Origin of the sequence: Achromobacter sp. Marseille-Q4954 (genome assembly GCF_943737025.1) — a bacterium.
GTDB lineage: Bacteria > Pseudomonadota > Gammaproteobacteria > Burkholderiales > Burkholderiaceae_B > Achromobacter > Achromobacter bronchisepticus_A.
Genome location: NZ_CALSFQ010000002.1, coordinates 334508 through 355642 on the forward strand (window position 1 = coordinate 334508; position 21135 = coordinate 355642).

Below are 21135 nucleotides of genomic sequence, written 5' to 3' on the forward strand. Positions count from 1 at the left end.
CATATACATGTCCGACGTCATCGCCCTGATTTTCGACTTCGACGACACGCTGGCCTCGGACAGCACGTCCGGCTTCCTGGAAAGCATGGGCGTGGACACGGCATCCTTCTGGAAGGATGAGGTCGATCCGCTGCTCTCGCAGCAGGACTGGGACCCCGTGCCCGCCTACCTGTACCAGATGATCCAGCTGTCGCAATCGGGCAAGCACGGCCTCATTACGCAGCAGCGCCTGAAGGATTGGGGCGCCCGGCTGGAACTGCACGACGGCGTGCCCACGCTGTTCCAGCGGCTGCGCGCCGCGGTGCGGGCCGAACAGCCGCAAGTGCAGCTGGAGTTCTACCTGATTTCCAGCGGCATCGGTGACGTGGTCCGGTCCACCCCCATCGCGCACGAGTTCACCGAGATCTGGGCGTCCGAATTCATTTACGGCGCGGATGGCGGCATCGCGTTTCCGCGCCGCATCGTCAGCTTTACCGACAAGACCCGCTATCTGTTCCACATCCAGAAAGGCATCATCGGCCGCGATTTCCGCAACAAGCCCTTCGAGGTCAACCGCAAGGTGCCCGAGGACCGCTTGCGGGTGCCGTTCGACCAGATGGTGTTCGTCGGCGACGGCTACACCGACATCCCGTGCTTTTCGCTGATCCGCCGCGCCGGCGGCTTCGCCTTCGGCGTGTGGGACCCCAAGCATCGCGACAAGCGCAGCCGGGCCTGGGGCTTCATCGAAGAGGGCCGGGTGTCCAACCTGAACCAGGCCCGCTACGACGAGCACGCCGAACTCTACCAATGGCTGGAAGAGGCCGTGACCAGCCTGGCCGGCCGCATCGCACTGAAGTCCCGGGTGTACCGTGGTTGAGGCTATCCCGATGGCGGCGGTCCAACCCTGGACCGCGCAGGACGCCAGCTTCATGGAACTGGCGCTGCAAGAGGCCCAGGCCGCCTATGACATCGGCGAGGTGCCGGTGGGCGCGCTGGTGGTGTCGGCACAGGGAGACATCCTCGGACGCGGCTACAACCGCACCATCATCGACCACGATCCCACCGCCCACGCCGAGATCGTCGCCTTGCGCGGCGCCGCGCGCGCGCTGGAAAACTACCGTCTGCCGGGCATCACCGTGTACGTCACGCTGGAGCCTTGCGTCATGTGCATCGGCGCCATGCTGCATGCGCGGCTCGCGCGCGTCGTGTTCGGCGCCTACGACCCCAAGACCGGCGCCTGCGGCAGCGTGCTGGACGTGGGCTCGGTCCCCAAACTCAATCATCACACCTCAGTCACCGGCGGCGTGCTGGCGGAACCTTGCGGCGATCTGCTGCGCCGGTTCTTCCGCGAACGCCGCAGCAAGGAATCCGCAGCATGAGCAAATCCCAAGGCGCCAAGGCGCGCGGCGCGAAAGCGGCCGCCGCGCACGACCATGACCATAACCACGATCATGGTCATGCAGGCCACGAATGTGATGAAGACTGCGGCCATGACCACAGCCACGCCCACGCGCTGCCCGACGCCCGCGGCATCTACCTGATCTCGCCGTCTTCCGCGGTGCGCGATCCGGCCGCCGTCGAGCTGGCGCGCGAAAGGCTGCAGCAGCAGGGCTTCAAGACCGCCGTGGACCGTACCGCCTACGCGCAGCACCAGCGCTTTGCCGGCACCGACGCGCAGCGCCTGGCCAGCCTGACGCGCGCCGCCAAGCAGAAGTTGCCCATCGTCATGGTGACGCGCGGCGGCTACGGCATGGGCCGGCTGCTGCCTGCCATCGACTGGAAGGCCATGGCCGACAGCGGCAAGCGTTTCGTCGGCATGAGCGACTTCACCGCCTTCAACCTGGGCCTGCTGGCGCAGACCGGCGCGGTCAGCTATACCGGCGCATCGGCGGTCTACGACTTCGGCGGCAAGAAGGTCGACGACCTGACCGAAGCCCTGTTCGGCGAGATCATGCGCGGCGAACTGGAAATCCTCAGCTTCGAAACCCAGGACGCCGATGCGGTGGATTGCCGCGGCATCCTGTGGGGCGGCAACCTGGCCATGCTGACGTCCTTGCTGGGCACGCCCTACATGCCCAAGGTGCGCGGCGGCATCCTGTTCCTGGAAGACGTGGCCGAGCATCCTTACCGCGTCGAACGCATGCTGATCCAGCTGGCGCAGGCCGGCATCCTGGGCAAGCAAAAAGCCATCGTGCTGGGCCGCTTCACGGACTACAAGCTGGCGCCGCACGACAACGGCTACGACCTGCACGAAGTGGTGGCCTGGCTGCGCAAGACGGTCAAGGTGCCGGTGGTGACGGGGCTGCCGTATGGCCATGTCGCCACCAAGGCGACGCTGCCCATCGGGCAGAAGGTGGGCCTGGCCACCGAAAAGGGCATGGCGCACCTGGTGCTGGACGAATACACGCACTAAAAAAGAAAAGGGGCGCCGAGCGCCCCTTTCTCATTGCTACTTGAACAGCCTGTCGACCAGCGATTGCGCTTTCTGCTCGCTGCGTCGCTTGGCCTCGGCCTGCTCGGCGGGCGACTGGGCCGCCTTGCTGCATTCCCCGGCATAGCTTGCGAAGCGCGACGCGCATTCCTGCGCCAGCTTGCGCGCCTGGTCCCAGCCCTGGGTCTGGCCATAGAAGCGGATGGCTTCAGGCCATGCCAGCGCCGAACCGCGGAAGTACTCGAAGCCCTGGCCCATGATCCTGGCGGCCGGCCCGGATTGGCCCGCGCCCAGCAGATTGTTGGCGCGCAACACATACACCTGCCAGGCGCGGTCCTGTTCCGACGCCAGATTGCGGTCCAGCAGGGCGGACCCGCGCGCGCCGGATTCCGCCTGCGCCATGCTCAAGGTCAGCAAGGGCAGGGCGTGCGTGGCGCTGGGGCCGGATGCGGCCTGGGCCGCGAGCTTGCGGGCGCGCGGGTAGTCCTGGGCCTGCAAGGCCTGCTGCGCCTCGGCCGCGGTCTGGTAGTTCTTCAGCAGCGCGGCCGTGCGGCGTTGCGCGCGGGCCTTGTTCCAAGGCGCCGCTGCCGCCGGGGGCCGAGGCTTGCCCGCCATCAAGGGCATGACCTGTTCGGTCAACGCAGCCAGGCGCGCGCCGGTGTCGGGATGGCTGACGGTCAGCTTCTTCCAGATGTCGTCCAGGCCGGTGCGCAAACCTTCGCTGGCCCCGGCCACCCCGGAATTCAGCGAGGCCTGCATCTCGGTCAGGGGGGCGATGTTGTTGCCCTTGGCCGCCTCTTGCTTGCGGGTGTTGTCGGCCGCCGCCTGTTTGATCTGCTCGAGCATGCGCTGGCGCGCTTCGGCCTGGACCTTGGCGTTCTCGGCTTCCCAGGTGGCCTGGCGTTCCAGGAACGCCTTGAAGCCTTGGGTATACGAGTAGCCCAGTTCCAGGCTGACGGTGGCGCCGAAGCGGTCGGCGTTTTCCTCCTGCTGGCGGCCCCATGCCGGCACCAGCATGTTCTTGCCCAGCGTATACGAAGCGATCACGCTGTCCACGGGGCTCCAGCCAGTGGCGCTGCCGGCCTTGCGAGCCAGCGCCACGCCCACGGCCGCCAGCGTCGCGACCTGGTCGCCCGCGGCATTGACCGATTCCATCTGGTGGTAGTCGAGGTAGATGTGGCCGAATTCATGGGACAGGATGGCGACGATCTCGTCCTCGGATTCCGCCGAGGCCAGCCAGCCCATGGACAGGTAGATGTTGCCCGCGCCGGTGCTGTAGGCTTCCAGCGCCGATGACGAGGTCACGTGGACCGCGCCCGGCCAGCCGGGCACGCCCGCGGCGTTCTTGATCCGGCCAAGCAGGCCGTTCAGGTAGGTTTCCATCTCCGGCATGGCGACCAGGCCCATGCCCTGGGCGCGCTGGTTGCGCGCGTCCAGGCTGGCGTCGGGCCATTGCCGGTCGGCGGGGGGCGGGGGCAGTTGGCCGGCCGTGACCGAAAAACCCTTGCCTCCGGGAAGCGTGGAGCAGGCGCTCAGCAGCAGCGCGCCAGAGACGGCGGCCATGCGCAGGATGTGGGAGGATCGCATGGGCGGCTCAGCGGCAGACGTTCTCGCCCGCACCCGCGGTCGAGCCGGTGGGCGGCGGCACGCCCTTGATCACCGGCCCGCATTGCGCGGCGGAACCGCGCGCGATGCGCACGTGCATGCTGTCCACCCAGTAGTCCTTGCCGTCGATCTTGACGTGGTAGAACTCATTGGCTTCTTCGAGCACGGGCCAGGGCATGCCCTGGCCGTCGGACTTGGCCGCGGGCGCGCCGCCGTCCGACTTGGCGTACAGCGGCACGGGCTTGAGGTTCAGGCCGACGATGGCGTCGGCCGCCGCGGCGCTTGCGCCAGTCAGCGCCAGGGCGGCCACGGCCAGCGCGGTGATCAGGGAGGAGGGCTTGGGCATGCGTTTCTACTCCTGTTGCGAGCGGGTAGCCGATGGCTCCCGCGCGGGTGTCGGGGACGCCGGCGCGGAAGCGGCATCCGGTTTGCCAAAAAGAAAGGCGGTGGCGCGATTGGTCCAGCCGAGCCAGTGGGCGGCCAGGGCCATGATCGCCAGGTCGACGATGGGCAAGGTGCCCACGTTCAGCCAGCGCTGCGCAAGCAGCACGATGTACAGCACGATGAGCGAGGACAGGACGATGGCGGCAGCCTTGCGCAGCAGCAGCAACGTCGCGACGCAGAGCTTGGATGCCAGCCAGCGCGCCAGCCACAGGCGCGCGGCGCGGTCGCGCAGCAGGGCGGACAGGCGCCCGGCCTTGGCCTTCCAGCCGCCGCCCGCGTGCGCGGCGGGCGGCAGCGGCAGGGCGGGCGCGTCGGCAAACAGCCGCCATTCGGCGGGCGGGGCCAGCAGCCGGCCGCCCAGCCGCGTATTGCCGCGCAGCCATTGCGCCAGCCAATGCAGGAAATGGGCCAGCATGACGACGGGGATGCCCAGCAGCCACAGGACATTGGGCGGCCAGATCTCCCATTCGAGGGCGCGCTTGTAGTCGTCCTGATAGGTCAGCAGATTGTCGAGGGCCATGGCGTGCATGAATACGCCGGGAATGGCGTCATGCACCGGCGACAGCACGGTGTCGTTGAAACCGCTGAGCGCGGCGCCGATCATGACGTAGCGGCCCGTGAGCATGTCGGCCAGGCGGGCGCCGTCGGCATCCGGCGCGCGCAATTCGGACAGGGTCAGCGCGCGCGTGTACGGGCAGATGGGCTGGGCGGCGTTCGGGTCGCCCAGCAGGCTGCGCACATAGGACGGCAGCATTTCCACATAACCGCCGCGGGCCTGCCGGCATTCCATGCTGAAGCGGCGCTGGTCCAGGTTGTCGACGCCCCAGGTCAAGGCCATGGCTTCGCGGGTGGGCGTGATGGATACGCCGGCCGCGTCCTGGGCGATGGCCAGCGCCGCGCTGCGCGCATGTTCGCCCGACCAGAGCGGGTAGCTCCATACCAGCCGGTCCACCTTGCTGGGGGTGTAGCGCACGTCGACCATGGTGAAGCACGGCTTCTCGCCCGCGGGCGCCTCCAGGCCCGAACGCAGGCGCAGGTCGCCCTGCGCATCGGGCAGCGCGGCCAGAAACACCGGGATGTTGGCGTCGCGCAGTTCGCACAGGGCGGCGGCCAGCTCGGGCAGGGTCGGGTCGTCGCGCTCGCGCCCGAAGGTGATGTCCAGGAAGATGGCCTTGGGCTTGTGGATCAGGCCGATGTTGCGCAGCCAGCGCGCATGGGTCCGGTAAGGCACGGGCCAGGCGCCTTTCTGCTGGTCCAGGGAATCGTCGTCGATCAGGACGACCGTGGTGTCGTTGCGGCGCGCAATGTCGTAATGGCCCCCGACCAGCCGGGCCTGGAGCCGAGCCGCCGCATAGGTGAGCAGGTCGGAACTGGGGGTGAGCCGGGGCGTCGCCCACAGCATCACGATCGCCACGATGGCCGCCACGATCAGCGACCGGCCATAGGAAAGTTCGACTTTCTCGGAGGAGTGGTTGGCGTCTGCCACGTAGCGGGGGAGCTGGGTTGCAACCGCCTGACGGGCCTGGCGGCCGTAGGCGCTGAGTCACACGCAATAGTACCCCAATTAATACAAATATTTACGTTATGACATTAAATGGCATGCTGCATTTCCAGATGCTTCAGGCGGCGCTCTGCCTCGCCTGGATGCGATTCACGGATGCTTGGTACACTATCGGGTTTCTCCGCATGCGTCCCCGGACGCCAAAAGACTCAAACATACCGTGATCTCCACCGCCAATCTCACCATCCAGTTCGGTCCCAAACCCCTTTTCGAGAACGTCAGCGTCAAGTTCGGGGAAGGCAACCGCTACGGGTTGATCGGGGCCAATGGTTCCGGCAAGTCGACCTTCATGAAGATCATCGGCGGCGACCTGGAACCCTCGGCGGGCAACGTGTCGCTGGAGCCGGGCGTGCGCCTGGGCAAGCTGCGCCAGGATCAGTTCGCGTTTGAAGACCTGCGCGTGCTGGACGTGGTCATGATGGGCCACACCGAGATGTGGGCCGCCATGTCCGAGCGCGACGCCATCTACGCCAATCCGGAAGCGACCGAAGACGACTACATGCGCGCGGCCGACCTGGAGGCCAAGTTCGCCGAGTACGACGGCTACACCGCCGAAGCCCGCGCCGGCGAACTGCTGCTGGGCCTGGAAATCGCCGTCGACCAGCACAACCTGCCCATGCGCGAAGTGGCGCCGGGCTGGAAGCTGCGCGTGCTGCTGGCGCAGGCCCTGTTCTCGAACCCGGACGTGCTGCTGCTGGACGAACCGACCAACAACCTGGACATCAATACCATCCGTTGGCTGGAGAACGTGCTCAACAGCTACCAGAGCACGATGATCATCATCAGCCACGATCGCCACTTCCTGAACCAGGTGTGCACGCACATGGCCGACGTGGACTACGGCGAGATCCGCATTTATCCGGGCAACTACGACGACTACATGCTGGCCTCGACCCAGGCCCGCGAGCGCCTGGTGGCCAACAACGCCAAGGCCAAGGAACGCGTCGCCGAATTGCAGGACTTCGTGCGCCGCTTCGCCGCCAACAAGTCCAAGTCGCGCCAGGCCACCTCGCGCCTGAAGCAGATCGACCGCATCAAGGCCGACCAGGTCGTGGTCAAGCCCTCGTCGCGCCAGAACCCGTACATCCGCTTCGAGCAGAACAAGGTCATGCACCGCCTGGCGGTCACCGTCGAAAACCTGTCCAAGGCCTACGACGCGCCCGTCATCCGCAAGTTCTCGGCCATGGTCGACGCGGGCGAAAAGATCGCCATCATCGGCGCCAACGGCGTGGGTAAGACGACCCTGCTGCGCCTGCTGGCAACCGATCTGCAGCCGGATTCGGGCGAAGTGAAGTGGTCCGAAAACGCCGACCTGGGCTACATGGCGCAGGACGTCTCCGACCAGTTCCTGCAGACCGACATCAACCTGCTGGACTGGATGGGCGACCATCGCCAGCCGGGCGACGACGACCAGTCGATCCGCTCCGTGCTGGGCCGCCTGCTGTTTTCGGCGGATGACCTGCCCAAGGCGCCCAAGGTGCTGTCCGGCGGCGAAAAGAACCGCATGACCTTCGGCCGCCTGATGCTGGGCCGGCACAACGTCATGCTGCTCGACGAGCCCACCAACCACCTGGACATGGAATCGATCGAGTCGCTGCAGTTCGCGCTGGAAAAGTACGAAGGCACGCTGGTGTTCGTGTCGCACGACCGCGAGTTCGTGTCCGGCCTGGCCACGCGCGTGATCGAGATCCTGCCCTCGGGCGAGATCGTCGACTACCGCGGCGGCTACGACGACTACCTGAGCTCGCGCGGCATCGACGGCTGAGGCCGGCGCAGACCGCGGCCGGAAGACCCTGGCCGCGGTTCCGCATCCGCCTTACATGCCTATGGTCATGCCGCCATTGGCATAGAGGTGCTGTCCCGTCATGTACGAGGCGGCATCCGACAGCAGGAAGCACACCGGCCACGCCACCTCTCCAGGCTGGCCAAAGCGGCCTAGCGGGATCTGCGACAGATAGGTGTCGCGGAACTTGTCCCCCCGTATGGTCTCCGTCATGGGCGTTTCCACCACGCCGAAGCCGATGGTGTTGACGCGTATCCCATACTTGCCCCATTCGCGCGCTGCGCTCATCGTCAGGCCCAGCACGCCCGACTTGGCCGCGGCGTAGTTGATCTGGCCTATGGTGCCGCGGCGGCCCGCGTCCGAGGTGATGTTGACGATGGAGCCGCCCGGCTTGCCCGTTTCGCGCGCCGCCGCCAGCATGTGGCGGCCGACGGCCTGCAGGAACTGGAAGGATCCGGTCAGGTGCACGTCGATCACCTTTTGCCAGGCTTCCTGGGTCATTTTTTCTATCATTGCAGTGCGGGTGACGCCCGCGTTGTTTACCAGGCCGTCGACCGCGCCGTAATGCTGCGCCGCGCGCTCGACCGCCAAGGCCGCGAATGCCGGGTCCGACACGTCGCCGGCCAGGGTCAGCAGCTGGCCTTGCGGCGCCTCGCGCTCAAACGCGGCGAGCGCGTCGGCGTTCATGTCGACGGCGGTCACGCGCGCGCCCAATTGCATGGCCAATTCGCTGATGGCGCGCCCTATGCCCTGGGCGGCGCCCGTTACGATGATGCTGCGCTGGTCCAGCAGAAAAGCAGTGTGGTTCATGGTTTTCCTTGTGGAGTTCAAAGCGTTTCGGCCGTGCCCAGGATCAGCGTGGCCTGGCTGGAGAGTTCGCCGCCGTTGCCGTGCGCCAGCGCCAGGCTGGCTCTCGGCACCTGGCGCGCGCCGCCCAGGCCGGCCAGCTGCACGTAGGCTTCGACCATGGTGAACAGGCCGTACATGCCGGGATGCACGCAGGACAGGCCGCCGCCGTTGGTATTGACGGGCAGCTCGCCGCCCGGCGCGATGCGGCCGCCTTCGACGAAGGCCGCGCCTTCGCCCTTGGCGCAGAAGCCCAGGTCCTCGAGGAACAGGATGGGGTTGATGGTGAAGGCGTCGTACAGCTCCAGTACATCGATGTCCTGCGGACGCACGCCGGCCTGGGCGAAGGCGCGCGCGCCGCTGCGCGTGGCGGCCGTTACCGTCAGGTCGGGCATGTTGGTGATCTCGCGGTGGTCGGTGGCCGCGGCCGCGCCCAGCAGGTAGGCGGGCCGGGCGCAGTGGTCGCGGGCCCGGTCGGCGCGGGTCATCACCACGGCGGCGGCGCCGTCGGTGACCAGGCAGCAGTCGCGCACGCTCAAGGGTTCGGCCACCATGCGGGCCGACAGGTACTGCGCCATGTCCAGGGGTTCGCGCATGTAGGCTTCGGGATTGAGCATGGCCCATTGGCGGGCGGCGATGGCCACCGCGCCCAGCTGTTCGCGCTTCAGGCCGTATTGGTGGGCGTAGCGCGAAGCCGCCAGCGCATACGCGCCCACCGGACGCGCCAGCCGGTAGGGCGCTTCGTTGGGGGCAGGGCGCATGGAGCTCACCAGCTTGCCCGCGCCGCTGCGCTGATTGCTGCCGTAGGCGATCAGCGCCACGTCGCATTGTCCCGCTTCCAGGGCCAGCGCGGCCCACATGGCGTGCGTCAGGAAAGACGATCCGCCGGTGCGGTTGTTCTCGGTCAGGCGAGGCGAGATGCCCAGGTATTCGGCAAAGCCCAGGCCGGACATGAAGTCATCGGGCAGGCCGATGAAGAGGCCATCGACCTGGTCCGGGCGCAGCCCCGCCTGGTCCAGGGCCGCAAGACTGGCCTGGACCGCCAGGTCCATCGAACTCATGCCCGGGGTCTGGCCGATGCCATAGGTGGCGGCGGCAACGATGGCGGACTTGCCGCGCGGGAAACGGTCTTGGGTCATGCTTGCTCCGCCATGGGTTCGAACACCAGCACGCCGCATCCGGCCTCCTGGACGACGCGGGCGCGCACCCGGGCGCCGATGCGCACCTCTTGCGCCGGAATGCCGTCCACCCGCGACATCAGCCGCGGCCCTTCGTCCAGGTCTACCAGCACCACGCCGTAGGGAGTTTCGGGCGGCCGGGGATGGATGACGGTGGCGGCGTAGATGCGCCCCAGGCCGCTCGGGGCGGCCCATTCCAGATCGCGCGAGCCGCTGCGCGGCGCGGCCACGCGTGGATAGAAGAAAAATTCGCCGCTGGCGCGGTCGCGCTGCAGCATGAAACGGCCTTCATTCAGATAGGCCTCGTAGCGGGCCTGCGGGCCCGGTTCGGCGGTTTGGGTTGGCGTGGGCATGTCGTTCAGTCCCATTTGTAGGCGGGGGGCAGTTTTTCCACGAAACGCCGGGCGGCTTCGCGGTGGAAGGCGCTGTCGCGGCAGATGGCCTGGGCCATGGCTTCCTGCGTGTAGATGTCTTCGCGGCTGGACTCGAAGGTCCGGTTCATGATGGTCTTGGCCAGGCCCAGCGCCTGCGTCGGAGCGTTGTGAAAGCGTTCGGCCATGGCCAGCGCCTGTTCCAGCGGATCGCCGTCGCAAAGCGCTTGCACCAGTCCCAGTTCCAGCGCTTCCTCGGCGTCGCAGACCCGGGCCGTGAACACCAGCTCCTTGGCGCGCGCCAGGCCGACGGCGCGCGGCAACAGATACATGCCCAGCATGTCGGGCACATAGCCGAGGCGGGCGAACACCGCGCAGAAAGTGGCGCTGCGCCGCGCGATGGCGTAGTCCGCGCACAGCGCCAGCGACAAGCCGGCGCCGAAAGCCACGCCCTCCACCGCGCTGATGACGGGTTTTTCCAGGTCCACCAACGCGTCGTACCACTGGTGGATCTTGCGGATGCGCGCGCGCCCCTCGAAGGCGTCCAGGCCCTGGGCGTGCGCCTGCGCGATGGACTTGATGTCGCCGCCGGCGCAGAAATGCCCGCCCGATCCCGTCAGGACGACGGCCTTGATGCCGTCATCCTCGCGCAGTTCCGGGAGGGCGCGCGCGAACGCCTCGCGCATTTCCAGGCTGAGCGCGTTGCGCTGGTCGGGGCGGTCCATGGCCAGCACGGCGGTGGCGCCGTGGCGGGTGATCTTCAGTGTCATGCCTGCTCCTTGCCTGTGTGATAGGCGATCTGCGTGAGCCAGCGCGCAACCAGCGCGGGCCTTTGCTCGCCGTCGATATCGATGCGCACGTCCCACGCCAGCCGGGCCTGGCCGTCCGGCAGTTCGTCGACGGAAGTCAGCGCAAACGCGCCGCGCACGCGAGCGCCGGCCTTGACCGCCTGGGTGAAGCGCACGCGGTCAAAACCGTAGTTCACCGCCAGCCTGCGGTTCGGAAAGCGCATCGCCGACGCATACAGGCTGGGCAGCAGCGAGAGCGTCAGCAAGCCGTGGGCGATGGCCGCGCCGTAGGGCGATTCGGCCTGCGCGCGCTGCGGGTCCATATGGATCCACTGCGTGTCGCCGGTGGCCAGGCCGAAGCGGTTGATGGTGTCCTGGTCGACCGTCTGCCAGGGAGTCAGCGCGGGAGGCTGTCCGGAGAAGGCGCGCAGCGCCTCGATGGAGTCCAAGGTGATCATGGCGGCCTCTTTACTGGGCCTTCAGGCCCAGGTCGCGGGCGACCGGCAGCCAGCGGTCGCGCTCGGCCTGGACGAAGGCGGCGAACACCTGGGCGTTGCCCGGCATGGCCACCGCTCCAATACTGGTGAGCTTGCGCTGCAGTTCCGGCTGCGCGAGCGCCTGGTTGACGCCGCGGTTCATCTGGTCGACCACGGCGGCCTGCGTGCCGGCGGGCGCAACCAGGCCGAACCAGGCGCTGGCATCGATGCCGGGATAGCCCAGTTCGCTGGCGGTGGGCACGTCGGGCAGGCCGGCGAAGCGCTTGTCGTCGAGCACGGCGAAGGGGCGGATCTTGCCAGCCTGCGCCTGCGTCATGCTGGAGGGCAGGGCGTCGAACATCATGTCGGTGCTGCTGCCCATCAGGCCGACGATGGCGGGCGCGCTGCCCTGGTATGGCACGTGCGTGACCTGGAAGCCCAACTTGCTGACGGCGTATTCGCCGGCAAGATAGGTGATATTGCCGGTGCCGGCGGAGCCCATGGTCAGCTTGCCGGGGGATTGCTTGCCCAGGGCTATCAAGGCCTTGACGTCGCGCGCCGGCAGGTCATGGCGGACCACCAGCAAGAGCGGTGATTTGGCCATGCCCGAGACCGGGACGAAGTCCTTGGCCGGGTCGTAGGTCATCTTCGCGTAGAGCGCCTGGTTCACCACCAGCGGGGCGTTGGAGCCGACGAAGAAGGTCTTGCCGTCGGGCTTGGCGCGGGCGACGTAATCGGCGGCGATCATGCCGGCCGCGCCGGGCTTGTTCTCCACGATGATGGTCGCGCCGCCGCCCTTGCTCATTTCCTGCGCCACCAGGCGCGCGATCTGGTCGGCGGCGCCGCCCGGCGGGTAAGGCACGATGAAGCGGACGGGCGCATCCTGGGCCGATGCGGGGGCGGCCACAAGGGCAGCCAGGGTCAAGGCGCCGCAGACTGCGGCGGTGGTGATGCGCATGGTGGTGTCTCCTGGGTTGTTGTCGTGGCCGCCTGCCCGGCGGCTGGGTCAGATGATTCCGCGGCCTTTCAGCTCCGCGATGCGGGTCTGGTCCAGGCCTAGCCGTTCGCTTAGCACGTCGTCGGTGTGCTGGCCCAGGGTGGGGGCGGCGCGGCCGTAGCGGATGGGCGTGTCGCGCATGCGGATGGGATTGGCCACGGCCGGGGTGTCCACGCCGGCGGCATGGGGCAGCGACAGCTGCATGCCGCGATGGCGCACGTGCGGATCCTGGAATACCTGTTCGATGTTGTAGATGGGCCCGCAGGGCACGTTCGCCGCCTGCAGTATCTGCACCCATTCCTGCATGGTGCGCGCCAGCATCGCCTCGGCGATCGGGGGTATCAGCGTGTCGCGGTTCCGGTTGCGCCCGCCGGCCGTGGCGTAGCGTTCGTCGGCGGCCAGGTCGGCGCGGCCGATGGCGCCACAGAGGGCGCGGTACTGGCCGTCGTTGCCGACCGCGACGATGACCGAGCCTTCCTTGCAGGCGAACACCTGGTACGGAACCATGTTGGAATGGGCATTGCCCATGCGCTGGGGCACCCGCCCGGACAGGAAATAATTGATGGCCTGGTAGGACGAGATCGTGATCACGCAGTCCAGCAGCGACATGTCGATGTACTGCCCGACGCCGCTGACGTGGCGGTGCTCGACCGCGGCAAGAATCGCCGTGCTGGCGTAGACGCCGGTCAGCAGATCCGTGATGGCGATGCCGGATTTCATCGGCTCGCCGGCGGGGTCGCCGGTGATGCTCATCAGCCCACTCATGCCCTGGAACACGAAGTCGTAACCCGGCAGCGGCGCGTAGGGTCCGTCCTGGCCGAAGCCGGTGATCGAGCAATAGATCAGGCGCGGATTGATGGCGCGCAGGCTGTCGTAGTCCAGGCCATAGCGCGCCAGCGTGCCGACCTTGTAGTTCTCGACCAGCACGTCGGAGTCCTTCGCCAGTTCCGCGATGAGCGCCTGGCCTTCGGCCGTGGCGATGTCCACGGTAATGGACCGCTTGCCGCGATTGGCGCTCAGGAAGTAGGACGAGTCCCGGGTCTCCGCGCCGTCGGCGCCGGTCAGGAACGGAGGCCCCCAGCCGCGCGTGTCGTCGCCGTGCGCGGGGCGCTCCACCTTGATGACGTCCGCGCCCATGTCGGCCAGCGTCTGCGTCGCCCATGGGCCGGCCAGTACGCGCGTCAGGTCCAGGATCTTCAGATGGGATAGCGCGCCGCGCGGTTGCGCGGCGGCGGTGTTGTCTCGCTCCATGTCGCTCCGATCGGGGTGGGCCCCGTTATGTCTGGGATCCACCTTAATGACCGGAGGGGCGTGGGTCCAATATCGTTTTGCGCGTTATCGATTCGACTTGAGTATCGGCGGCGGAATCAGGGCGGCCATTCAGCGCTTGTAGCCAATCGCGGCAGAATGCCCTGGATGGGTTCTTTATTACGAAAAGAAGTTAAGACATTCAATATTGATCGTTTGGATTCATATAACGAATTGTTAGATTGGAGGCTCGTTTTTGGCCCGCCACGATACGTTCCATGAATCTGACCTTCGACCATGTCCACAAGCACTTCGGCGAACTGCCGGTGGTGGACGGCTTTACCAGCGAAATCAAGACCGGTGAACTGGTCGCCCTGGTAGGCCCGTCGGGCTGCGGCAAGTCGACCTTGCTGCATCTGGCGGCCGGCCTGGAAAAGCCCACCGAAGGCAGCGTCCTGGCCGACGGCAAGGCGGTCGCCGGCCCCCATCCCAGCCGTACCCTGGTGTTCCAGGAGCACGCGCTGTACCCCTGGCTGACGCTGGAGGACAACGTGGCGCTGGCGCTGGAATTCCAGAACACGCCCAAATCCCGCGCCCGCGAAGCCGCGCGCCAGTGGTTGGCGCGCGTCAGCCTGGCCGGCTTCGAACACTATTACCCCCATCAGGTGTCCGGCGGCATGCGCCAACGCGCCGCCCTGGCGCGGGCCTTCATCGCGCAGCCGCAGACCATGCTGATGGACGAGCCCTTCGGCGCGCTGGACGCGCTGACCCGCCTGAGCCTGCAGGATGTGCTGCGCCAGCTCATCGCCCAGGAAAAGCCCACCGTGCTGCTGGTGACCCACGACGTGGACGAGGCCTTGTTCCTGGCCGACCGCATCATCGTCTTCAGCCCGCGCCCGGCCCGCGTGCTGCGCGAGTTCAACCTCGCGCACCGCGAAAAGACCCATGACCTGTCCGGCCTGGCGGCCGAGAAGCGCGAGATCCTGCGCCTGCTCGGCATCGCGGTGGACGGTTCCGGCGAACACGCCGACCTGGCCCTGGCGGCCTGACCCCCCGGATCTCTGGATTCTTGCTGGCGGCGCGTGCGCGCCGGCCGGCTCTGCATACCTTGGAGCACTTCCCATGAAACTGAAGCAATGGCTGTCCCTGCCGCTGGCCGCGGCGCTGCTGGCGGCGGCCCCCGCGATGGCGGCCGAGAAATTCCGCGTGGGCTATCTGCGCGTGATGGACGATGCGCAAGCCATCGTCGCGCAAGAGGGCGGCTATTACAAAAAGGCCGGCCTGGATTCCGAACTGATCGAGTTCAAGTCGGGCACCGACCTGATCAAGGCGATTGTCGGCGGCCAGCTGGACATTGGCGTGCTGGGCTTCACCAACGCGGTGGCCTGGGCTTCCAAGGGCGCGGACCTGAAGGTGGTGGGCGGTGCGCAGCAGGGCTACCACTCGCTGATCGTGCGTGAAGACTCCGGCATCAAGGACATCGCGGGGCTGAAGGGCAAGACCCTGGCTTCCCAGGCCGAAGGCAGCACCGCCGACGTGGTCCTGAAGGGCGTGGTGCTCAAGCAGGGCAACCTGGGCGCGGACGACGTCAACGTCATGGGCGTAAGCCCGGCCGTGGCGGTCCAGTCGCTGGTGGGCAAGCGCGTGGACGCGGCCTTCCTGTTCGAACCCTACGACCGCATTGCGCAGCTGGTGGCGCCGGTCAAGCAGATCTATGAAGTCGGTCAGGCCTGGCCGTTCCCGTGCATGGTGGTGATCACCTCCGGCGAAACGCTGGCCAAGCGCAAGGACGACGTCTGGAAGGCGCTGGATGCGCAGAACCAGGCCATCCAGCTGCTGCAGAAGGAACCCGCGCAGGCTTCCAAGCTGATCGCGTCGTACTTCATCGCCGAGCCCACCTTGAAGACCTTGACCCGTGGCGAGCTGCCGCGCGAAACCGTCATTGCCGAGGCCATCGGCACGCAGGTCTTCACGCCCAAGCTGACCGACAAGGACACCCGCCGCATGCAGGAAATCGCCGACATCCTGCAGGCCCAGGGTTCGCTGAAGACCCGCGACGGCAAGCCGTATGACGTCTCCAGCATCGTCGACCTGTCCTGGCAAGAGGCTCGCAAGCTTTGAGCGCATCTACCCGAGTCACCGGCGCCCGCAAACACTTCGCGGGCGTTCTGGGCGTGTTGTTCATCCTGGCCTTGTGGCAACTGGCGGCGTTCGCGCTGCCGGACTTCCTGATGCCGGGCGTGCCCGCCGTGGTCGAGCGCTTGGTCGAAGACCTGGGCAAGCAGTCCTTCCACCAGAGCCTCTTGGGCACGCTGGGACGGCTGGGCGCGGGCTACGGCCTGGCGCTGGCGGCCGGCATCGGCTTCGGCCTGGTGGCGGCGGTGCTGTTCTTCTTTCGCGAAGTGCTGCGCAGCGCCATCGTCATCCTGCAGTCGATTCCGTCGATCGCCTGGGTGCCGCTGTTCCTGATCGTGATGGGCTTCGGCAATACGCCGATCATCGTGGTGGTGGCGCTGTCGGCTTTCTTCCCGGCCGCGCTCAGCGTCATGAACGCCACCGAATCCGTGCAGCGCGTGCACGTGTCGGCGGCGCGCGTGATGGGCGCCACGCGCTGGGGGCTGGTCAAGCGGGTCTACCTGCCGGCCGTCATGCCCGAGCTCATCACCGGCGCGCAGCTCGCCTTCGGCAATGCCTGGCGCGCGCTGATCTCGGCGGAAATGCTGATCGGCTTCGGCAAGGGGCTGGGCCGTTCGCTGGCCTATTCTGGCGAAATCGCCGACATGACCGGCGTCATGACCAACATCCTGGTCATCGCCGTGCTGGCCGCGCTGATCGATCAGTTCGTGCTTGAAAACCTCAAGCACCGCCTGCTGCGCTATCAGTACGTTTAAGGGCGACAGGAGTCCCGCATGATCGGCCGCATCCGTCTGTTGGTCCTCGGCGCTTGCCTGGTTGCATCGGGTTTCGCACAGGCGCAGTCCGACGCCTTCGCGGCGGCTCGGGCGCGCGGCGAGCTGGTGGTGGGCGTGCCTTACCTGGCGCCGCCGCCTGCGGCCGGCGCCAAGATCCGCACGCCGGACGGCCTGGACGCGGCAATGACGGACAGAGTGGGGCAGAGCCTCGGACTGCCGGTGCGCCTGGTGCAATTGCCGCAGGAGCAGGCCGCTGCCGCGCTGGCGGCGGGACAGGTCGATCTGGCCCTGGCCGACGGCGAGTCGGGCCAACCGGACACCGTCGCGACGCAGGCCACGGGCTATGCCGCGCGTCCCAAGGCCGTGATCCGCAGCGATACCAGCCTGCGCCGGCCCGCCGACGTGCGCGGCCGCAGCGTCTGCATGGCCGAGGCCGCAACCGCTTCCCGCGCCTTGGCCGAAAGCTGGGGCGCCGTGGTGCGCACCTACCGCGTGCCGTCCGATGCGCTGGTCGCCGTGCGCGAAGGCAACTGCGACATCGGCCTGGTCGACGACGCGGTCTGGGAGCCGCTGGTGCGCTTTCCGGAATGGAAGAAATTTTCCTCGACGCTGGCGGCCGATGGCGCCCGGCGCGAGCGCGTGTGGCTGCTGCCGGCCGCCGACTCCGCCAGCCGCAACTGGCTGAGCCAGGAAATGCGCGCCTGGGATCGTGCGGGCGCCTGGAAGGCCATGACCGCGAAGTGGGCGCGCGATGTGGCCTTCGACGTGTACCTCGATCAGGAAGTCCCTGACTGCCACGGCTAGGGGCTGCCGGCACATACAATGCCGGTCATGACGCACACGCTGACCGCCCCTTGCACCTACCAGGAAGACATCAAGAAAAGCCGCTTCGTCGCGTATGCGGCGCCGGTGTCCGGCGTGGACGAAGCGATGCGCTTCTTTGCCCAGCACAGCGACGCGGAAGCGACCCACAACTGCTGGGCCTACCGCATCGGCCAGGAATACCGCTTCAATGACGACGGCGAACCGGGAGGCACGGCTGGCCGTCCCATCCTGCAAGCCATTGAAGGCCAGAACATGGATCGCGTGGCGGTGCTGGTAGTGCGCTGGTACGGGGGCATCAAGCTCGGCGCAGGCGGACTGGTGCGCGCCTACGGGGGCTGCGCGGCCAACTGCCTGCGGCTTGGGGACCGGACCGAGATCGTGGATCTTGCAACCGTCGCCTGCGCTTGCGGCTTTGGCGAACTGGCGTTGCTGAAGTCGCGCCTGGCTCAGGCAGGCGCGGCCATCCTGCAAGAAGATTTCAACGAAGAAGGGGTGGCGCTACGGTTCACGGTGCCGCGCGCAGCGGTGGCGGACCTGGAAGTGACCGCCGCCAACATCACGCGCGGCCGTGCGGCCTGGGAAGTCGAGTCCTGATCCCAGGGGGCACGGGCCAGCGTAGCGTTTTCAGGCGTCCTGTCCGTTCTGGGCAGCCGCGATTTCCTGATGGACCTTTTCCATGTCCACTTCCTTGATCTTGGCGAGCAGCTCATTGAGCTGGCCGCCCGACAGGGCGCCCGGTTGCGAGAACAGCAGGACCTTCTCGCGGAAGACCATCAGGGTCGGGATCGAGCGGATGCCCAGTGCGCCGGCCAGTTCCTGTTCCACGTCGGTATTGACCTTGGCGAAGGTGACGTCGGGATGCTCGGTGGCGGCCTGCTCGAAGACCGGCGCGAAACCGCGGCAGGGGCCGCACCACGGCGCCCAGAAATCGACGATCAGCGTACCGTCGGGGGTGATGGCTTCCTGGAAGCTGTCTTTGGTGAGTTCAACAATACTCATTTTGAATCCTTGCCGGCGAGCGGCGTAAAAAGCGGTCTCAGAGGCCCGGGGTATGCCCGTCCCGGACCCGATGGGGCGTTGCGGCGGCGTTCGGTGCTTTAGAACGATAGTAGAGCGGGTAATGGCCGCGTCGCAATGGTTGGCGCCAGGGGCGCGGGCTGCGGCCCTCAGGCCGCGGTGCTTGCCGGGGCGCCGTTTTTCAACGACGCGACGATCTCGAAGGACCGCAGGCGGTCGGCGATATCGTAGAAATCCGAGACGATCATGACTTCGTCGGCCTCGGTCTCGGCGACCAGCGCTTCCAGTTCGCGCCGGACGGTATCCGGGCCGCCCACGATCGCGGCGCCCAGTCTTTGATGGACCGCCTCGCGCTCCCATTCGTTCCACAGGCCGTCCATGCTGTCCACGGGCGGCTGCAGCTGCAGGCGGTTGCCGCGCACCAGCGACAGGAATTTCAGCTGCTGGGTTGTGGCCTGGCGCCTGGCGGCCTCATCGGTTTCGGCGGCCACGACCGGCACGCCTATCATGGCGTAGGGCCGCGCCAGCGTTGCCGACGGCTTGAACAAATGGCGGTACAGGCGCATGGCGGCCATGCCTTCAGGCGAGAAATGCCCCGCGAAGGAGAAGGGCAGCCCCAGCTCCGCGGCGAGCCGCGCGCTGAAATCGCTGGAACCCAGCAGCCAGATCGGAATGTCCAGGCCTTCGCCGGGAATCGCGCGCACCGGTTGCCCGGGGCGCGAAGGCGCCAGGAAGCCGCGCAATTCTTCGACCAGCGCAGGGAATTCCAAGCCGCTGCGCGGACCGCGGCGCAAGGCGTGCTGCGTGGCGCCGTCGCTGCCGGGTGCGCGGCCCAGACCCAGGTCGATGCGGCCAGGGTAAAGCGTTTCCAGCGTGCCGAACTGCTCGGCGATGATCAGCGGAGCATGGTTGGGCAGCATGACGCCGCCCGAGCCCACGCGCAGGGTGCTGGTGTGCGAGGCCACGTGGCCGATCAGCACCGCCGTGGCGCTGCTGGCCACGCCGTTGATGTTGTGGTGTTCGGCCAGCCAGAAGCGTTTGTAGCCCAGGCGTTCCACGTGCTGCGCGACCGCAACCGTGTTGCGGAAGGCGTCAGCCGCGTCGCGGCCCTGCACAATCGGGGCCAGGTCCAGTACGGAAAAAGGGATGCGTGCCAGGCTGCTCATGCGGAAACCTCCGTGTACACGGTGGAACAGGACAGCGGGGCGGAAACAAAGCGGGTAAGGCGCAAGGCGGACTCCATATGCCGTTATACATGGGGAGTGTATCGGTGAAATCAAGCGGACCCGCCAGCAACCTTATGGTGCGGCGGGTTGATTGATTTCCGCTATTCCTGCGATTGGCCCGCTCTGTAGGGCGGCTTTGGCGGCCTGGCCTAGCCTGGGAAGAAGGCGTAGCGGATCACGAACAGCGCGGCGACCAGCCAGGTCGCGGGATGCACGTCGCGGATCTTGCCGGTGGCCGTCTTCAGCACCACGTAGCTGATGAAGCCGAAGGCGATGCCGTTGGCGATCGAGTACGTGAACGGCATGACCAGCGCGGTCAGCGCTGCCGGCGTGGCTTCGCAGACGTCGTTCCAGTCGATGTCGATCAGTTCGCGCATCATCAGGCCGGCCACGTAGAGCAGGGCGGGCGCGGTGGCGTAGGCCGGCACGGCGCCCGCCAGCGGCGAAATGAACAGCGCAGCCAGGAACAGCACCGCGACGACCAGGGCGGTCATGCCGGTACGGCCGCCGGCCTGCACGCCCGAGGCGCTTTCCACGTAGGCGGTGGTGCTGCTGGTGCCCAGCATCGAACCGGCCACGATGGCGCTGCTGTCGGCAAAGAGCGCGCGGCCCAGGCGGTTGGGGCGGTTCTCGGGCATCAGGCCCGCGCGCTTGGCCACGCCCACCAGCGTGCCGGTGGCGTCGAACACTTCGACCAGCACGAACACCAGGATCACGTGCACGAAGCCGCTGTGCAGCGCGCCCAGGATGTCCAGCTTCATCAGCGTGGGCGCCAGGCTGGGCGGGGCGGCGAAGATGCCCTTGAATTCGTTGTAGCCCAGCGCCATCGACAGCACCGTGACCACCAGGATGCCGATCAGGATCGCGCCGCGCACGCGCAGCGCATCCAGCGCGGCGATGATGAAAAAGCCCAGGATGGCGAACAGCGGGCCCGGCTGGGTCAGGTCGCCCAGCGTGACCTTGGTGGCGGGATGCGCGACCACGATGTTGGCGCTGGATAGCGCGATAATGGCAAGGAACAGCCCGATGCCGGCGGCGATGGCGCTGCGCAGCGAATGCGGAATGCCCTTGACCAGCCAGACCCGGATGCCCGAGAACGTCAGGAACAGGAAGATCACGCCCGAGATGAACACGGCGCCCAGCGCCTGCTCCCAGGTGTAGCCCATGGTCTTGACCACGGTGAATGCGAAGAAGGCGTTCAGGCCCATGCCCGGCGCCATGCCGATCGGCCAGTTGGCGATCAGCGCCATCACCAGCGAGCCCAGCGCGGCGGCCAGGCAGGTGGCGACGAACACGGCATCGCGGTCCATGCCCGTCGACGACAGGATGTCCGGATTGACGAAGATGATGTACGACATCGTCAGGAAGGTCGTCAGGCCGGCGACCAGTTCCGTACGCGCTGTCGTGCCGTGTTCACGCAGCTTGAATAGCTTCTCGAGCATTCGAGT

22 protein-coding genes are annotated in these 21135 nt (G+C 67.2%); 9 read left to right on the top strand and 13 right to left on the bottom strand.

The window, feature by feature from the left end; all coding sequences use genetic code 11:
* The first annotated feature begins 7 nt into the window (after window positions 1–7).
* From NGK62_RS19595 to NGK62_RS19605, 3 genes are read left to right on the top strand one after another with little or no spacing between them, the layout of a single operon-like run.
* Complete coding sequence (locus NGK62_RS19595; RefSeq protein WP_059380070.1) at window positions 8–856, top strand: HAD family hydrolase; 849 nt, start codon at window positions 8–10, stop codon at window positions 854–856.
* A 10-nt stretch (window positions 857–866) separates the two neighbouring features.
* Window positions 867–1358 carry a tRNA adenosine(34) deaminase TadA gene (gene tadA / locus NGK62_RS19600; RefSeq protein ID WP_059380071.1) on the top strand — a complete coding sequence of 164 codons (492 nt, stop codon included), beginning with the start codon at window positions 867–869 and terminating at the stop codon, window positions 1356–1358.
* Window positions 1355–2392 (top strand): LD-carboxypeptidase, encoded by a 1038-nt coding sequence (locus NGK62_RS19605; protein WP_251879936.1) that lies wholly within the window; start codon window positions 1355–1357, stop codon window positions 2390–2392. Before tadA ends, NGK62_RS19605 begins: the two co-directional genes overlap by 4 nt.
* 36 nt (window positions 2393–2428) lie before the next feature.
* Here NGK62_RS19605 and NGK62_RS19610 read toward each other — a convergent pair whose 3' ends face one another.
* From NGK62_RS19610 to NGK62_RS19620, 3 genes are read right to left on the bottom strand one after another with little or no spacing between them, the layout of a single operon-like run.
* Complete coding sequence (locus NGK62_RS19610; protein WP_059380073.1) at window positions 2429–3997, bottom strand: M48 family metalloprotease; 1569 nt, start codon at window positions 3995–3997, stop codon at window positions 2429–2431.
* A gap of 7 nt (window positions 3998–4004) precedes the next feature.
* Window positions 4005–4361: a hypothetical protein gene (locus NGK62_RS19615; RefSeq protein WP_251879938.1), complete on the bottom strand. Its 357-nt coding sequence runs from the start codon at window positions 4359–4361 to the stop codon at window positions 4005–4007.
* 6 nt (window positions 4362–4367) lie between these two features.
* Window positions 4368–5945 carry a CHASE2 domain-containing protein gene (locus tag NGK62_RS19620; RefSeq protein ID WP_251879940.1) on the bottom strand — a complete coding sequence of 526 codons (1578 nt, stop codon included), beginning with the start codon at window positions 5943–5945 and terminating at the stop codon, window positions 4368–4370.
* Between the two features lie 235 nt (window positions 5946–6180).
* Between NGK62_RS19620 and NGK62_RS19625 the strand changes: the two genes are divergently transcribed.
* On the top strand, window positions 6181–7785 hold the full coding sequence (locus tag NGK62_RS19625) for an ABC-F family ATPase (protein WP_059380076.1): 1605 nt from the start codon (window positions 6181–6183) through the stop codon (window positions 7783–7785).
* A 51-nt stretch (window positions 7786–7836) separates the two neighbouring features.
* Here NGK62_RS19625 and NGK62_RS19630 read toward each other — a convergent pair whose 3' ends face one another.
* The 7 genes from NGK62_RS19630 to NGK62_RS19660 are packed head-to-tail and all read right to left on the bottom strand — an operon-like array spanning window position 7837 to window position 13710.
* A complete protein-coding gene (locus NGK62_RS19630) occupies window positions 7837–8613 on the bottom strand; it encodes an SDR family NAD(P)-dependent oxidoreductase (RefSeq protein WP_059380077.1) in 777 nt (258 codons plus the stop codon).
* A 17-nt stretch (window positions 8614–8630) separates the two neighbouring features.
* The gene (locus tag NGK62_RS19635) at window positions 8631–9788 is read right to left on the bottom strand and encodes a thiolase family protein (protein WP_251879942.1); all 1158 of its coding nucleotides are present in this window, start codon (window positions 9786–9788) and stop codon (window positions 8631–8633) included.
* Complete coding sequence (locus NGK62_RS19640) at window positions 9785–10180, bottom strand: Zn-ribbon domain-containing OB-fold protein (RefSeq protein ID WP_251879944.1); 396 nt, start codon at window positions 10178–10180, stop codon at window positions 9785–9787. The genes NGK62_RS19635 and NGK62_RS19640 overlap by 4 nt, the downstream gene beginning before the upstream one ends.
* A 5-nt stretch (window positions 10181–10185) precedes the next feature.
* Entirely contained in the window at window positions 10186–10968 is a 783-nt protein-coding gene (locus NGK62_RS19645) for an enoyl-CoA hydratase/isomerase family protein (RefSeq protein ID WP_251879946.1), read from the bottom strand.
* Window positions 10965–11444 (bottom strand): MaoC family dehydratase, encoded by a 480-nt coding sequence (locus NGK62_RS19650; RefSeq protein ID WP_059380080.1) that lies wholly within the window; start codon window positions 11442–11444, stop codon window positions 10965–10967. The genes NGK62_RS19645 and NGK62_RS19650 overlap by 4 nt, the downstream gene beginning before the upstream one ends.
* A gap of 10 nt (window positions 11445–11454) precedes the next feature.
* Window positions 11455–12420: a Bug family tripartite tricarboxylate transporter substrate binding protein gene (locus tag NGK62_RS19655; RefSeq protein ID WP_251879948.1), complete on the bottom strand. Its 966-nt coding sequence runs from the start codon at window positions 12418–12420 to the stop codon at window positions 11455–11457.
* Window positions 12421–12468: 48 nt separating this feature from the next.
* Window positions 12469–13710: a CaiB/BaiF CoA transferase family protein gene (locus NGK62_RS19660; RefSeq protein ID WP_251879950.1), complete on the bottom strand. Its 1242-nt coding sequence runs from the start codon at window positions 13708–13710 to the stop codon at window positions 12469–12471.
* Between the two features lie 275 nt (window positions 13711–13985).
* On the opposite strand from NGK62_RS19660, the gene NGK62_RS19665 reads away from it, so the two are divergent.
* From NGK62_RS19665 to NGK62_RS19685, 5 genes are all read left to right on the top strand, one after another.
* The gene (locus NGK62_RS19665; RefSeq protein WP_059380083.1) at window positions 13986–14756 is read left to right on the top strand and encodes an ABC transporter ATP-binding protein; all 771 of its coding nucleotides are present in this window, start codon (window positions 13986–13988) and stop codon (window positions 14754–14756) included.
* Between the two features lie 73 nt (window positions 14757–14829).
* Window positions 14830–15828 (top strand): ABC transporter substrate-binding protein, encoded by a 999-nt coding sequence (locus tag NGK62_RS19670; protein WP_059380084.1) that lies wholly within the window; start codon window positions 14830–14832, stop codon window positions 15826–15828.
* A complete protein-coding gene (locus NGK62_RS19675; RefSeq protein ID WP_054453964.1) occupies window positions 15825–16598 on the top strand; it encodes an ABC transporter permease in 774 nt (257 codons plus the stop codon). The genes NGK62_RS19670 and NGK62_RS19675 overlap by 4 nt, the downstream gene beginning before the upstream one ends.
* 18 nt (window positions 16599–16616) lie before the next feature.
* Entirely contained in the window at window positions 16617–17423 is an 807-nt protein-coding gene (locus NGK62_RS19680) for a transporter substrate-binding domain-containing protein (RefSeq protein ID WP_118932053.1), read from the top strand.
* Window positions 17424–17450: 27 nt separating this feature from the next.
* Window positions 17451–18038, top strand: a complete 588-nt coding sequence (locus NGK62_RS19685) for an IMPACT family protein (protein WP_251879952.1) — start codon at window positions 17451–17453, stop codon at window positions 18036–18038.
* Between the two features lie 30 nt (window positions 18039–18068).
* Here the strand turns inward: NGK62_RS19685 and NGK62_RS19690 are convergent, their stop codons facing one another.
* From NGK62_RS19690 to NGK62_RS19700, 3 genes are all read right to left on the bottom strand, one after another.
* Complete coding sequence (locus NGK62_RS19690) at window positions 18069–18443, bottom strand: thioredoxin family protein (RefSeq protein ID WP_013394055.1); 375 nt, start codon at window positions 18441–18443, stop codon at window positions 18069–18071.
* Between the two features lie 167 nt (window positions 18444–18610).
* Window positions 18611–19627 carry an LLM class flavin-dependent oxidoreductase gene (locus tag NGK62_RS19695; RefSeq protein WP_054453967.1) on the bottom strand — a complete coding sequence of 339 codons (1017 nt, stop codon included), beginning with the start codon at window positions 19625–19627 and terminating at the stop codon, window positions 18611–18613.
* Between the two features lie 209 nt (window positions 19628–19836).
* Window positions 19837–21129, bottom strand: coding sequence for an NCS2 family permease (locus NGK62_RS19700; RefSeq protein ID WP_059380087.1), 1293 nt, complete (start codon window positions 21127–21129; stop codon window positions 19837–19839).
* Window positions 21130–21135 lie beyond the last annotated feature (6 nt).